12 protein-coding genes are annotated in these 14585 nt (G+C 62.2%); 5 read left to right on the top strand and 7 right to left on the bottom strand.

The window, feature by feature from the left end; translation table 11 throughout:
- Positions 1 to 613 precede the first annotated feature (613 nt).
- Positions 614 to 3613, top strand: a complete 3000-nt coding sequence (locus tag BB934_RS15465) for a bifunctional diguanylate cyclase/phosphodiesterase (RefSeq protein WP_099510425.1) — start codon at positions 614 to 616, stop codon at positions 3611 to 3613.
- A gap of 75 nt (positions 3614 to 3688) precedes the next feature.
- Positions 3689 to 4564, top strand: coding sequence for an aldose 1-epimerase family protein (locus tag BB934_RS15460; RefSeq protein WP_099510424.1), 876 nt, complete (start codon positions 3689 to 3691; stop codon positions 4562 to 4564).
- Positions 4565 to 4585: 21 nt separating this feature from the next.
- On the opposite strand, the gene BB934_RS15455 is transcribed toward BB934_RS15460, so the two are convergent.
- The gene (locus BB934_RS15455; protein WP_099510423.1) at positions 4586 to 4975 is read right to left on the bottom strand and encodes a response regulator; all 390 of its coding nucleotides are present in this window, start codon (positions 4973 to 4975) and stop codon (positions 4586 to 4588) included.
- A 69-nt stretch (positions 4976 to 5044) separates the two neighbouring features.
- Here BB934_RS15455 and BB934_RS15450 point away from each other — a divergent pair, with 69 nt between their 5' ends.
- Positions 5045 to 5281, top strand: coding sequence for a hypothetical protein (locus tag BB934_RS15450; protein WP_099510422.1), 237 nt, complete (start codon positions 5045 to 5047; stop codon positions 5279 to 5281).
- Positions 5282 to 5346: 65 nt separating this feature from the next.
- Here BB934_RS15450 and BB934_RS15445 read toward each other — a convergent pair whose 3' ends face one another.
- Complete coding sequence (locus BB934_RS15445; protein ID WP_099510421.1) at positions 5347 to 5562, bottom strand: hypothetical protein; 216 nt, start codon at positions 5560 to 5562, stop codon at positions 5347 to 5349.
- A gap of 235 nt (positions 5563 to 5797) precedes the next feature.
- Between BB934_RS15445 and BB934_RS15440 the strand changes: the two genes are divergently transcribed.
- A complete protein-coding gene (locus BB934_RS15440; RefSeq protein WP_099510420.1) occupies positions 5798 to 6988 on the top strand; it encodes a YihY/virulence factor BrkB family protein in 1191 nt (396 codons plus the stop codon).
- 15 nt (positions 6989 to 7003) lie between these two features.
- On the opposite strand, the gene BB934_RS15435 is transcribed toward BB934_RS15440, so the two are convergent.
- The 5 genes from BB934_RS15435 to BB934_RS15415 all read right to left on the bottom strand — a co-directional run bounded on the left by BB934_RS15435 (position 7004) and on the right by BB934_RS15415 (position 12750).
- Positions 7004 to 7294 carry a hypothetical protein gene (locus BB934_RS15435; protein ID WP_099510419.1) on the bottom strand — a complete coding sequence of 97 codons (291 nt, stop codon included), beginning with the start codon at positions 7292 to 7294 and terminating at the stop codon, positions 7004 to 7006.
- 71 nt (positions 7295 to 7365) lie between these two features.
- Positions 7366 to 7827, bottom strand: a complete 462-nt coding sequence (locus BB934_RS15430) for a hypothetical protein (protein WP_099510418.1) — start codon at positions 7825 to 7827, stop codon at positions 7366 to 7368.
- 101 nt (positions 7828 to 7928) lie between these two features.
- A complete protein-coding gene (locus BB934_RS15425) occupies positions 7929 to 9473 on the bottom strand; it encodes a SpoVR family protein (RefSeq protein WP_099510417.1) in 1545 nt (514 codons plus the stop codon).
- Positions 9470 to 10774 carry a YeaH/YhbH family protein gene (locus BB934_RS15420; protein WP_099510416.1) on the bottom strand — a complete coding sequence of 435 codons (1305 nt, stop codon included), beginning with the start codon at positions 10772 to 10774 and terminating at the stop codon, positions 9470 to 9472. Before BB934_RS15420 ends, BB934_RS15425 begins: the two co-directional genes overlap by 4 nt.
- A gap of 29 nt (positions 10775 to 10803) precedes the next feature.
- Positions 10804 to 12750 carry a PrkA family serine protein kinase gene (locus BB934_RS15415; RefSeq protein ID WP_099512899.1) on the bottom strand — a complete coding sequence of 649 codons (1947 nt, stop codon included), beginning with the start codon at positions 12748 to 12750 and terminating at the stop codon, positions 10804 to 10806.
- A gap of 587 nt (positions 12751 to 13337) precedes the next feature.
- On the opposite strand from BB934_RS15415, the gene BB934_RS15410 reads away from it, so the two are divergent.
- Positions 13338 to 14402 carry an NAD(P)-dependent alcohol dehydrogenase gene (locus tag BB934_RS15410; RefSeq protein ID WP_099510415.1) on the top strand — a complete coding sequence of 355 codons (1065 nt, stop codon included), beginning with the start codon at positions 13338 to 13340 and terminating at the stop codon, positions 14400 to 14402.
- The last annotated feature ends 183 nt before the right edge of the window (positions 14403 to 14585 follow it).

Here is a 14585-nt window from a genome sequence, read left to right as displayed (position 1 = left end):
GACCGCTTATGGTTAATGGCTCTTAATCAAGCTTAATCGGCCGGTAAGATGTTGCCGTCGAAGCGCCAGATCCCCTCGCGAAACGCGCCAACAGGTTGATGGGACACATATTTTTTCGGGCTACCCTACCCAAGCCGAAGGGAGCATTCGCGCAAGGCCGCTATCGGCAACATCATCACTACGTAGTTTCCGCAATCACGGCATACGTAGGAACACTTACATCCTCGGGAGAAGATTGCGGCTGGCCGCGAGGTCGTCAGGCTGGAATCGGGTGCGACAAATGCGAATCCGATCACGTCGCCTCGCGAGCGGGTCGCCGCATTCCATTAACTCTAAGTGATCGTGAGGGTCCGCCGATTCTTGACCTCAATCTGCGCCACCAGTATTTCCTGAAGCTGACTATCGTTCATGTCATTGCGGACAATACGTCATCAGCACTATGGCACGCCTTCTTGAAGGCCGGCATGATGCTCTGCCATTTTACCGGTCTTGAGCCCGGATCATGAATGCAACGGATCGAGTTTTTCTCGAGGCATGATGCCGTTCCGTTGAAGTCGGTTGAACTCCGGCATCTTTCGAAGAGCTCACATGCTTCCGAGCAGGCATTTTCCGTATGATCGAACGTCAAGGTTCCAGCTATCTGCCTGAATGGAAGGAGGTCGACCGCCTTGCTGCGCTCCAGAAGTTCGACATTCTCGATACGGAGCCGGACGTCGAGTTCGACAGCATCGCGAGGATAGCAGCCCAGATCTGCAACGCTCCGATCGCCTACATTTCCTTCATCGATGAGCGGCGGCAATGGCTCAAGGCGAAGATCGGACTGGACGTCACGGAGGTTCCTCGGGAGGCATCGGTTTGCAGCCAGGCGATGCTGCAGCCGGGATTGTCCATCGTCTCTGATCTCACACACGATCCGCGCTTCAAGGATCTCCCCGCCCTCGACGGCACTCCCATGCCGTCCTTTTATGCCGGAGCACCGCTGACCACTTCAGATGGCCTGCCTCTCGGCATGCTCTGCGTGCTCGATCGCGACGCTCGCCCCGAGGGATTGAAGCCGCAGCAGGCTGAGGCGCTAAGCGCCCTGGCGCGTGCCGTCATGTGTCAGCTCGAGCTGAAGCTCGCGAGCAGGGCCGTGGCGGAGAGCGAGGAGTTCTCGCGCCGGCTGCTTGCAAGCTCCGAGGATTGCATCAAGGTCTTCGACCTGCAGGGCCGGCTTCGCTTCATGAGCCAGGGCGGCATGCGCGCCATGGAAGTCCCGGACTTCAGCACGGTCGAGGGACGCAGCTGGTCCGACCTCTGGAGCAGCCTTGCCGGAGAGGATGCGGACAAGGCAATCGACGCCGCCAGGGCCGGGGGCACGGGTCGCTTCCAGGGGCCGTGCGCGACATCGACGGGAACGCAGAAATGGTGGGACGTAGTCGTCACTCCCATCATGGGCAGAAATAGCACGCCGCAGGGTTTCCTATGCATTTCCCGCGACATCACGGAGTTTCGCCACACCGAGCAGAGCCTGCGCAGAAACGAGCAGCGCCTGCGCACGCTCGTCGACGTGATGCCGCTTTCCTTCACCTCACCGCAGGTGGTCTGGTTCACCGATCTGGATGGCGAGTTCACCTACTGCAACGACGTCTGGTACGAGTATACGGGCCTGCGCTCCGACACCTCGCCGCCAGAAGAGTGGACTTCCATCGTCCAGCCTTCGCATTGTGAGCGGAGCATGGGCCAATGGAAGGAAGCCCTTGAGAAGGGCCTCTCCTTCGAAATCGAGATGCCGCTCCGCCGGGCCTTAGACGGCATGTACCGATGGTTCATCGTTCGCGGACAGCCTCTCAAGAACGAACAGGGCAATGTCGAGCAATGGTTCGGCATCGCCATGGACATCCATGAGCGCAAGCAATCGGAACAGGCGCTGAGCGACAGCGAGGAGCGGCTGCAGCTGGCCTTGAAGGCCGCTCACATGATCGCGTGGGAGTTCAATCCGCAAACGGCCGCCACGACGCGCTCGAAGAACTCGCTTGCTCTTCTGGGGATCCATCCCGGCCCGGACAGAACCTTCATGACGGGCATCCATCCGGAGGATCATCAGAAGGTCGAGGGATTTCTGAAGCGGATCCAGACGAGCGGTTCGGATTCCATCGAATGCCGCTATGTGATGCCGGGCGGCGAGGTGCGCTGGCTGCGGGCACGCGGAGAGCAGGCCGCGCCCGACCGCATCGTCGGCGTGACGTTCGACATCAGCGAACACAAGGAAGCCGAAGAGGAGATCTGGCGCTCCGCCAATCACGATGCCCTCACCGGTCTTCCGAACCGCAACCTCTTCCAGCACCGTCTTGAAGCGGCCCTCGCCCAGGCCGAACAGGCCGGCACGAGCGTGAGCCTGCTCCTGATCGACCTCGACGACTTCAAGGACATCAACGACACGCTCGGTCACGATGCGGGCGATGCCCTGCTGCAGGAAACCGCTCGCCGCCTGTCTGCCATGGTCCGCAAATGCGATACGGTGGCGCGCATCGGTGGCGACGAGTTCGCGGTTCTCGTCGTGGAACCGCTCAAGCTCGAAAATGCCAACAGGCTTGGCTCGCTGATCGGAGAGATGCTGCGTCAGCCGTTCGCGTATCAGAAGCGCACTCTCGTCAGCAGGGTAAGCATCGGCATCGCCGCCTATCCCGATCACGACGGGACGCCGACCGAACTGGTCAAGGACGCGGATATCGCGATGTACCAGGCCAAGTCGCAGGGCCGCAACCGGGTCGTCACCTACTCATCCGAGATGCGAAGGGTAATCGAGCAGCGTGTGTCCCTCGGCAGGGGAATGCGCGAGGCGATCGCCAACGACGAGATCGTTCCGTTCTATCAGCCGAAGGTGAACCTCGCGACGGGAGAGATCGTCGGTCTCGAGGCGCTCGCGCGCTGGCGGCATCCCAGCGAGGGCATCCTGACGCCCGCCTTCTTCGGTGCCGTCTTCGAGGATCACGAGATTGCAGCGTCCATGGGCAAGCTGCTGACCTCGAAGATCGCCGCCGATGTGCGCGAATGGCTCGATCAGGATCTACCCTTCGGCCGGATCGCGTTGAATCTGTCTCCGGCGGAATTCGCCCAGTCGGGCGTGGTCGACAACATGCTGCGGACGCTCGACTGGCTCAAGGTGCCACCGACCTTCTTCGAAGTGGAGGTCACCGAGACCGTGCTTCTCGGGCGCAATTCCGACAGCGTATCCCGCGCGCTGGCACAGTTCCGGCAGCACGGCATCCAGATCGCCCTCGATGATTTCGGCACCGGCTACGCCTCGCTGACCCATCTGAAGCAATTCCCCGTCGACCACATCAAGATCGACCGCAGCTTCGTGCGGGATCTCGAGCAAGATTCCGACGACGAGGCGATCATCGCTGCCGTCATCAGCCTGGGAAGAAGCCTTCAGCTCGCGATCACGGCGGAAGGGGTCGAGACGCACGGGCAGGCGCGTCGCCTGCGGGAACTGGGCTGCGATCATGCCCAGGGTTATCTCTATGCCAAGCCGATGGCGGCCGCTCAGGTGCCGGAGCTTCTCAGCCGCTGGAATTCCATGCTGGTAAAGCCCCGTCCGGAGAGGAATGCCAAGCTGCTCATCGGCTGACCGGCATTCGGGCCTTCATCTCCCCGATCCGATGCGCCATGCTAGAGTGTGATCTCGGACAAGGAGCCCCGCCGAATGAGCGTACGCATTGCAAGTCCCCAACTGAGCGCCGAGGTGTCAGAGACGGGAGCCGAACTCATCCGGCTTCAGGACGAGCAAGGACGCGATCTGTTGTGGGACGGCGATCCCGCCTTCTGGACCGGACGCTCCCCTCTGCTCTTTCCCATCGTCGGCCGTGTTAGAAACGATCGGATCCGTGTGGGCGACGCCGAATATGAGCTTCCGCGCCATGGCCTTGCGCGCACCTCACCCTTCGACATCGCCGAGGCCAACCCGTCCCGCTGCCGCTTCAGCCTCCGCTCCGACGAGACCACGCTCGAACGCTACCCCTTCCCATTCCAGCTCGACGTCACTTATGCCATCGAGGGCAATACGCTGACCATCGAAGCTGCCGCGATCAATCCCGGCTCTGCGCCGATGCCCGTTTCGTTCGGCTTTCACCCGGCCTTTCGCTGGCCTTTGCCCTATGGGGCGCCTCGTGAAACCCATGCGCTCCGTTTCGAACACGAAGAAACGGCCCCCATTCGCCGGCCGGTGGACGGCTTGATCGCGCGGGAGGTCTATCCCACCCCGGTTCAGGGCCATTCCCTTCCGCTGCAGGACAGCCTCTTCGAAAAGGACGCCATCGTCTTCGACGATCTGAAGAGCCGCTCGGTCGAGTATGGAGCACCGGACAGCGGCACGATCCGTGTCGATTTCCCAGGCATGCCGCATCTAGGGATATGGACCAAGCCCGGCGCCGGCTTCATCTGCATCGAACCGTGGCAGGGCTATGCCGATCCAGAGGGTTTCGAGGGCGAATTTGCAGATAAACCGGGAATCGTAGTCATTCCGCCCGGCCAAAGCCGTGCATTCACGATAGCGATTACGGTCGACAGCAAGGGGTTCTGATACCTCGGGATGTGACGCCTTTTATTTCACCGGCACATCCACGAGTTGGCGGATGTGCTGAACCACATCCTCGCTGCAATAGGGCTTCGATACGAAGCGGCCATCATCCGGAATCTGCTGGGGACAGGGCTTGTGATAGGCCGACGACACCAGAAGCGAGATATGCGGCCAGCGCCGGTGGACGCTCTCGGCGAGATCCAGGCCATTCATGGAGCCCGGCATGTCGATATCGGTGAAAAGCACCTGCACGTCTTGGGAGCAGGATTCCAGAACGGCCAGGGCGATATCCGCATTGGCGGCCTCGAGCACGTGAAAACCGGCATCCTGCAAATCGTCGGCTGCAGCCATCCGAACGAGCGGCTCATCTTCGACCAGCAGGACGACAGGACTGTTTTCTGAATACTCGTTCATGTGGCAGGGAACGAAGGTAACCTATGTTAGTTCCTACTGCTCAGGTGGTTTTCGAGCGGGAGCAAAGCCATGACGTCGCACAAATTCAAGGTCGGCGACCGGGTCCGTCTGGTCAAGCTTGCGAGCACGAACACGGTTGAGGCCTTCCTCAACATGGTGGCTGCCACCGACGTCACCAAGATCGACGACACCTGGGAGATCACCCGGCTCCTGCCGGCGGACGGAAGCGGCTTCCAGTATCATGTCCGCGGAACCCAGGAGGGACCGGACCGCCTTGTGCGGGAAGAGCAATTGCAGGCTGCCTGAACCGGAGCAGCCATCGAAGGAGTGCCGGAGCCTGCCCTTGCGAGCGGCTCCGGCATGGCGTCGCCTCAGCTGGCTTTGCGCAGCGGAGCATCAAGGGTTCGGGGGGCCTGATCTGCGGAAAGCCGCTGCCGACGGAAGGCATGTAGCTCTTGGCGGACCGACTCAAGAACCGGATCGAAATTCGGTCCGTGCTCCTTCGCAAGATCGACGAGCACGTCGATCGCCCGGAGCAGGCGCTCCTCGGTTACGGGCTCCCACTTGCGGCCTGACCATTCATCCATCTCAGATCCTCCTCATGGACTGCGACAGACACTGATCCAGAGAGTCTTGCATCCGGGTTAAAGCCGGCGATCGAGGCGGCCTCGGACTCGACCCATCCACATCGCAGGGATCGTCGGGCTTCCAAGTGCTTGGCCAAGCGCGTGGCCAAGTGCGTGGAACCCCTAGCTTATTCCTGCGGTTTACGGTTGGGCCGGCCTGTCCTGACCGGCGCCCGACGAGTGAGGTGGTCCGATCATGGCGAATAATCCGGCTGTTCAGCAACCTGGAACGAGGCAAGCCTCCTCGTCGGCAGTCACGACCCTATGGGCCGTGGTGCTCGGATGGGCCCTCGTCAGGCTGGTCGCCGGAGGCGAGCGTCGTCGGCCGCCGGTTGCCGACGGACACCCGTCGCCACGCCCTCCCTCGGCCGCGGGCGGACAGGGCGACGAGGACAGGGGCTTTGGGGAAAAGCAGCACGCTCCGCCGCATGCTGCCCATGAGAAGGGCCGTGGTCGCGAGGCCGATACGCCGACCGAGATTCCCGCCCGCGGATGGAAGGACATCCTCTGGCGCACCTACGAGGAATTTCAGAAGGACCGCATCATGTCGGTTGCGGCGGGCGTGACCTATTATGCGCTGCTTGCCGTGTTTCCAGCGATTGCCGCCCTAGTGTCCATCTATGGGCTCTTTTCCGATCCCTCAACGATCCAGAACCATCTTAGCGCCCTGTCCGGCGTCTTGCCCGGCGGCGGCGTCGACATCATCCGCGAGCAGGTGGTCCGCATCGCCTCCCAGGGCAGCGGCACTCTCGGCTTCGGCTTTGTCTTCGGCCTGGGGCTGTCGCTGTGGAGCGCCAATGCCGGCATGAAGGCTATCTTCGATGCCCTCAACATCGTCTATGACGAGGAGGAGAAGAGGAGCTTCATCGCGCTGAACCTGCTGTCCCTCACCTTCACCCTCGGAGCCATTTTCTTCATTCTGTCCGCGCTCTTCGCGATCGTCGTTCTTCCGATCGTCTTCAACTTCATCGGGCTCGGCACGCAGACGGAATGGATCCTCGCCATCGCCCGATGGCCGCTTCTCCTGGTCGGCATCGTGCTGGGACTCTCCGTCCTCTATCGCTTCGGCCCGAGCCGCGACAAGGCCGAATGGCGCTGGGTCACGCCCGGCGGCATCGTGGCTGCGGTTCTGTGGATTGTCGTCTCGATGCTGTTCTCTTGGTATGTGGCCAATTTCGGCAGCTACAACGAAACCTATGGCTCGCTCGGCGCCGTGATCGGCTTCATGACCTGGATCTGGCTGTCGACCATCATCGTGCTGCTGGGTGCGGAGATCAACGCCGAGATGGAGCACCAGACGGCCAAGGACACCACCGAGGGCTCTCACCAGCCGATGGGGACTCGCGGCGCGCGGATGGCCGATACGATCGGCGTCGCCAAGAGCTGAGTGTTCCCCGGCGGATCAGGCGTCTCTCTCGGCGCTCTTTTCGGAGACGTACTCCATGCGCGCGGCGCTGCCCGGCTCGACGCCTTTCTCGGCGCACCAGCGGGCGAAGGCGTCGGGTTCGATCGGGATGCGGGCGATCTGAAGACCGGCCGCCCGGCCGACGCTTTCATTGTTTTCGGCGGCTGCCAGCCAGGCATCGTAGGTGGGGGCGAGATTGTGCCGGTCGCTCATCATGTCGCGGATGCGGGGATAATCCTCTCGGCGGTACCAGGGCAGGCCGATCCGGCGGGTCGGCGTGTCCGTCATGCGGCTCTCCCTCGCTCGTTTTGCGGCGATCGAGCCCTCTCGAAACGAGGGCTCGATGCCGGACCATTCTTTCAACTCAACAGATAGAGCGCAGCCGGCACGGCCGTCAGGAGGCCGGCGGCCGTGAACAGCATGAGGCGATGATCGGGATTGGCGATGCGATGCACCTTCCGCGCCGTCGATCCCGCCTCCATGCTCCACCCGTTCATGCAGGAGCACAGGAGCCGGTGGGAGGCTCCCTCGGACAATTCGAAGAACTCCATGGCATCCCCGAGCGTATCGCCTTTCAGGCCGGCTGCGCGCAGGACGGGGTCCTCGAAGGCGACGGTGATGGGGGATTCGTCGGACCGCAATTCCGGGCGCTTGTTCTTGGGAACGAACTCGATCTCGCCCAGGGACCTCAGGCGCCGTTTCGGCTGGCGCTCCAACACTTCGGCCCAACGCTCGAGGCGCTCGCGCCGTGACAGGAAACCTTGCGTGAACTCATGCACTTCAGCGACGCTACGCAGCTTCTCTACAGGCTTGTGTTCCATAGGTATTCTCCTGCAAGGGAGCCGACCCTGAAATCCAGGGCCGAGCCCAGGGGAGCCTATCATCGCCCGAGTCCCGGGCTTTTTTGCGTCAAAGTTGCCCGTCAGAAGAGAGTTTCATGCGGGTGGGCCACGTGTTCCTGGAAGATCGCGCCGGTCGCCGGCTCCACCTCCTTGAGCACGACCGCATAGCCCCAGAGATTGGCCACCATCTGAAGTACCCGCTGCGCATCGTCCTTGTGCAGCAGCGTCCTGTTGAGCACGTGATGGTGAAGGATCAGTCGCCTGTCCCCGGCGAGATCCACATCGATCACCTGGATGTCCGGGTCGCTCCAGCCGACATCGTAATGCCGCGACAGGGAGCGCCGCAGGCGGCGATAGCCGCGCTCGTCATGAATGGCCTCGATCAGGAGTTCCGGCTGGTCCGGATCGTCGACGAGGTGGAACATGCGCCATTGCCGGATCAGGTGCGGACTCAAGAACTGCGAGATGAAGCTTTCGTCGCGGTAATTCGCCCAAACGTCGCGCAAAACCGCCATGGTGTCGCCGCTGCCGGCGATGTCGGGGAACCAGCCGCGGTCCTCCGCCGTCGGCTGGGTGCAGATGCGCTCGATGTCCTGCATCATGCCGAAACCGAGTGCGTAAGGATTGATGCCGCTGTAATGCGGATCGTCGAATTCCGGCTGCCGTGTCACGTTGGTGTGCGATTGCAGGAATTCGAGGAAGGCGCCGTCGCTGATCTGACCACGGTCGTGCAGCCTGGTCATGATGCGGTAATGGCAATAGGTGGCGCAGCCTTCGTTCATCACCTTGGTCTGGCGCTGCGGATAGAAGTATTGCGCAATCTGGCGCACGATGCGCAGGATCTCGCGCTGCCAGGGCTGCAGGCGCGGCGCCGACTTCTCGAGGAAATAGAGGATGTTCTCCTGCGGCAGTTCGAGTAGGGCCCGGCGGCGCTCCTCGCTCAGCTGCGGCTTGGCCGCGGCTCCCTTGGTCGGCACTGTGCGCCACAGGTCGTTGAAGGTCTGCTCCTGGTGGCGATGGCGCTCCTGCTCCCGCCGCTCCTCCGAGCGCAGGTCGGGCCGCTTCTTGCGCGGATAACGGTGGACGCCGTGGGACATCAGGGCATGCGCCGCATCGAGCACGCGCTCGACGGCCGCGTGACCGTAGCGCTCCTCGCAGCGCGTGATGTAGCCCTTCGCGAATTCGAGATAATCCAGGATCCCGTCCGCGTCCGTCCATTCCTTGAACAGGTAGTTGTTCTTGAAGAAGTGATTATGCCCGAAAGCCGCATGGGCGATCACGAGCGTCTGCATCGTCGCCGAGTTCTCCTCCATGATGTAGGAGATGCATGGATTCGAGTTGATGACGATCTCGTAGGCCAAGCCCATGAGGCCCTGCCGATAGCTCGACTCGTGAAGCGCGAAGCGCTTGCCGAAGGACCAGTGCTTGTAGAACAGGGGCATGCCGATGGAGGCATAGGCATCGAGCATCTGCTCGGCGGTGATCACCTCGATCTGGTTGGGATAGACATCGAGCCCGAGCTCGCCCACGCCGATCGCCTCGACTGCATCATGGATGCGCTGGATCGTGCCGAAATCCCAATCGGCTCCCTGGTAGAGCAGGCCCTCGTGCTCGATCACGCTCATGGTACTCTCGCTCCTGCCTCCGCGTCGCGCCGGCGGAAGAGCTCGCGGAAGACGGGGTAGATCTCGCGGCGGTGATTCACCTTGCGCATGGCGAGGTTGGCGCCCTGCTCCTGCAGCGATTCATAGGTCTGCCAGAGCGACGTCTTGTGATTGATGAAGCCCGTCTGCATCCGGTCGCTGTCGCTGCCGACCTCGAGATAGGCGTAGTATTGGCATACCGGCAAAATCTCGTCGCGCAGGAGCGCGGCGCTGGTGGTGCCGTCGTTCGGGGAATTGTCGCCGTCGGAGGCCTGGGCCGCATAGATGTTCCACGCATCCGGCGAATAGCGCTCCTCCACGATCCGCTGCATCTCGCGCAGCGCCGACGACACGACTGTTCCGCCGGTCTCGGGGCTGTTGAAGAAGGTCTCTTCGTCCACTTCCTTGGCCTCGTGGGTGTGGCGGATGAAGACGATCTCCACGTGCTTGTAGCGCCGCGTCAGGAAGATGTAGAGCAGCATGTAGAAGCGCTTGGCGAGGTCCTTCATGTGCTCGGTCATGGAGCCTGAAACATCCATCAGGCAGAACATGACCGCCTGTGCGACCGGCCGCGAGACAGGCTCGAAGCGGCGGTAGCGCAGGTCGATGGGATCGATGTAAGGGAAGCGCTTGGTGCGTTGCTGCAGCTGTTCCAGTTCCAGCTGCAGCGCGGTCAGGCGGTCGGACGGCCCTTCCTGCTCTTCGAGATGCGCGATCTCTTCCCGAAGACGGATCAGATCCTCCGTCTTCGGCCGCCGCATGGCGATGCGTCTGGAGAGCGCATTTCTCATGGAGCGGAGCAGGGCGAGATTGACCGGCGAGCCGGTGACCGTGTAGCCCGCCCGTCGCAAACCTTGCGTCTCCACCGTCGCGACGCGCCGCTTGGCGAGGTCGGGAAGCTCCAGGTCGTCGAGAAAGAGATCGAGAAACTCGTCGCGGGTCAGCACGAAGCGGAAATCGTCCTCGCCCTCCCCGTTGTCGCCACCGGCTGCGCTACCGCCTCCGCCGGGCGGCCTGTCGACGGTGTCGCCTTCCACGAAACGCTTGTTGCCGGGCAGGATGTGGTCGTGCACGCCGCCTTCGCCGGACCGTCGGAAGCCGGGTTCACGGACACCGTCGGCCGGGATCGAGACCTCTCCTCCCCTTTCGAGATCGGTGATGTCCCGATCACCCGCGGTCTGGCGTACGGCCCGCTGAATCTGCGCTTTCGCCCGGCGCAGAAAGCGTTGGCGATTGGCCAGACTCTTGCCCCCTGGGTTAAGGCGCCGGTCGATAATGTACATAGGAACGCCTGATCTGCCTCCGTCTTCTGTCAGCCCGCCTGCTTCACGCGCATGTACCACTCGACGAGACGCCGCACCTGGCGCTCGGTGTAGCCACGCTCCATCATCCGCCGCACGAACTCGCCGTGCTTCTTCTCCGAGTCGCTGTCCTTCTTGGAGCCGAAGCTGATCACAGGCAGGAGCTCTTCCACCTGCGAGAACATCCGGCGCTCAATCACGTCGCGGATCTTCTCATAGCTCGTCCAGGACGGGTTGCGGCCATGGTTGCCGGCCCGTGCGCGAAGCGAGAACTTGACCACCTCGTTGCGGAAATCCTTCGGGTTGGCGATGCCAGCCGGCTTCTCGATCTTGGTCAGCTCCTGGTTCAGAAGCTCCCGGTTGAGAAGCTGGCCGGTATCCGGATCCTTGAAGTCCTGATCCTCGATCCAGGCATCGGCATAGGCCACGTAGCGGTCGAAGAGGTTCTGGCCGTAATCGTGGTAGGATTCGAGATAGGCCTTCTGGATCTCGTGGCCGATGAAGTCCGCATAGCGGGGCGCAAGCTCCGCCTTGATAAACTCGAGATAGCGCCGCTCCACGTCCTGCGGCAGCTGCTCGCGCCTTAAGGACTGCTCCAGCACGTACATGAGATGGACCGGATCGGCCGCCACCTCGATGGTGTCGTGGTTGAATGTCGCAGACAGGACCTTGAAGGCGAAGCGGGTCGAGATTCCGTCCATGCCCTCGTCGACGCCGGCGGAATCCTTGTATTCCTGCAGACTGCGCGCACGGGGATCGACCTCGCGCAGGCTCTCGCCGTCATAGACGCGCATCTTGGAATAGAAGTTCGAATTCTCGTGCGCCCGCAGCCGCGAGAGAACCGAGAACCGGGCGAGCATTTCCAGCGTGGCCGGAGCGCAGGGCGCACCTGCCAATTCAGAGCTGCGGATCAGTTTCTCGTAGATCTTCTGCTCCTCCGTGACGCGCAGACAGTACGGCACCTTGATCACATAAATGCGATCGATGAAGGCCTCGTTGTTCTTGTTCGCCCGGAAGGTCTGCCATTCCGCCTCGTTGGAATGGGCCAGGATAATGCCGCTAAATGGAATGGAGCCGATATTCTCCGTCCCGACATAATTGCCCTCCTGCGTCGCGGTCAGCAGGGGATGCAGCATCTTGATCGGCGCCTTGAACATCTCGACGAATTCGAGAATGCCCTGATTGGCGCGGTTGAGGCCGCCGGAATAGCTGTAGGCGTCGGGATCGGCCTGGGACAGGGTCTCCAGCTTGCGGATATCGACCTTGCCGACGAGGGACGAGATATCCTGGTTGTTCTCGTCGCCCGGTTCCGTCTTGGCGACACCGATCTGACGGAGCCGTGACGGATTGATCTTGACCACCCGGAACTTCGAGATGTCGCCCCTGAACTCGTCGAGGCGCTTAATCGCCCATGGGCTCAGGAGGTTCGTCAGCCGGCGCCGGGGAATGCCGTAGCGCTCCTCGAGCATGTCTCCCATCTGCTCGGAATCGAACAATCCGAGCGGACTCTCGAAGACCGGGCTGATCTCGTCGCCCGCCTTCAGGACGTAGATGGGATTGACCTCCATCAGCAGCTTCAGCCGCTCGGCCAGGGAGGATTTGCCGCCGCCCACGGGCCCGAGCAGATACAGGATCTGCTTGCGCTCTTCCAAGCCCTGCGCGGCGTGGCGGAAGAAGCTCACGATCATCTCGATCGTCTCTTCCATGCCGTAGAATTCGGAAAAGGCCGGGTAGACCCGGATCGTCCGGTTCATGAAGATGCGGCCGAACCTTGCGTCCTTCGAGGTATCGACAAGCTGCGGCTCGCCTATCGCCGCCAGGATGCGCTCTGGAGCGCTCGCGTACATCATGGGATCGTTGCGGCACCCTTCCAGGTAATCCGCCAGGGACATCTCCGCCTCGCGGCGGGTTTCATAGGTCTTCAAGAAACTCGAGAACAGGTCGTCGGAATGAAGCATGGCGCCACCGAAATCCAATCCCTCTCAGAGACAACTATTGTAGCACCGCTAAGGTTGCCCAGACCATACGATGCCGCTATGCGGTCAAATGATGCGGCGTACTCCTTTCGTCACGGCGGAGAATCGTCAGTCGGGCTCGCATCGGGAGCCTCGCGACTGGAAAATTTGCCCGCCCTCGACACCTAGACTCGCGGATTGCGGGCAGGACAGCAAGTTAAAGTTTCCGGCAATCCCGGAAATCCACTGTGCCGCATTGCCGCCTGCACGAACTTGTGACGCATTTTTCATCAGCCTTCGCAAGGTTTCGCGACCGATCCGAGCGACTTGAACGCCTTCCATCACGGGCGCGTTACCAAGCATTGAAACGCGTGGGCCCTTAACCGATGCTGAATCGGATCGGCGATCCTGCAAACAAACCCTTCGCCATCGGTTGACGATGGGTCGACCGAGCCTATCGTTTGTTGCGTTCGGCTTACCTCTACAGACCCGCCGCGCCGCGGCGTGTGGTTCGGCTTACCTCTACAGACCCGCCGCGCCGCGGCGTGTGACTGCATCATCCGCCGGCCGACAATTCGGAGAATATTCCCGTGATCAAAGCTTTCGGCTACGCTGCCCAAGACGCGACCACTCCGCTTTCTCCTTTCAGCTTCGAGCGCCGGAATCCGGGCGAGCGCGACGTCCAGATCGAGATCCTCTACTGCGGTGTGTGCCATTCCGACCTGCACACGGTGCGCGGCGAATGGGGCGGGACGCTCTATCCCTCCCTGCCCGGCCACGAAATCGTCGGTCGCGTCACCCGCGTCGGCTCAGGCGTTCAAAGGTACAAAGCCGACGACCTCGTCGGGGTCGGCTGCATGGTGGATTCCTGCCGCACCTGCCGCAGCTGCCGGGAAGGTCTGGAGCAATACTGCGAGGTCGGCTTCACGGGCACCTATAACGGCCCGGAGCAGGGCACCGGCGCGAACACCTATGGCGGCTATTCCAACACCATCGTTGTGGATGAGAGCTTCGTCCTGAAGCTGCCGGACGGGCTCGATCCCGCAGCGGCGGCACCTCTCCTGTGCGCCGGCATCACCACTTACTCGCCCCTGCGCCGCTGGCGGGTGAAGGAGGGGCAGAAGGTCGGGGTCGTCGGGCTCGGTGGCCTGGGCCACATGGCGGTCAAGCTGGCAAGTGCCATGGGGGCGCATGTGGTGCTGTTCACCACCTCGCCGAACAAGCGGGAGGATGCGCTGGCGCTCGGCGCGCACGAAGTGGTGGTCTCGCGGGACCCGGACGCCATGAAGGCGCATGTGAACAGCTTCGACTTCATCCTCGACACCGTCGCCGCTCCGCACGATCTCGACGCCTATCTCGTGCTCCTGGCCCGCGACGGCGCCATGGTGCTTGTCGGCGCGCCCGCCGAGCCGCATCCGGCCACCACGGTGTTCAACCTGATTATGAAGCGGCGCCAGCTTGCCGGCTCCTTGATCGGAGGCATCCCGGAAACCCAGGAGATGCTCGATTTCTGCGCCCAGCACGGGATCGTTTCCGAGATCGAGATCATTCCGATCCAGAAGATCAACGAAGCCTATGAGCGCATGCTCAAGAGCGACGTGAAGTACCGCTTCGTCATCGACATGGCCTCGCTGAAGCAGGACGCCGCCGCCTGACGCGGGCTCTAACCTCCTGCACCGCTCCATGCCTCCCGCTTCCGGGCAGCATGGGGGTTCCGTTACGGCAGCTGTGAAGCGCCTTGGCACTCGAGGTGCTTACCTGCCAAACCAGGAAATCGGGAGCACACGCAGCCGCCAGGAACCGAGAGAAGCGCTTCCGGTTAACGGCCAAGGCAGCAT

The organism is Microvirga ossetica (assembly GCF_002741015.1).
GTDB lineage: Bacteria > Pseudomonadota > Alphaproteobacteria > Rhizobiales > Beijerinckiaceae > Microvirga > Microvirga ossetica.
This window is presented reverse-complemented; position numbering and strand designations above follow the sequence as displayed.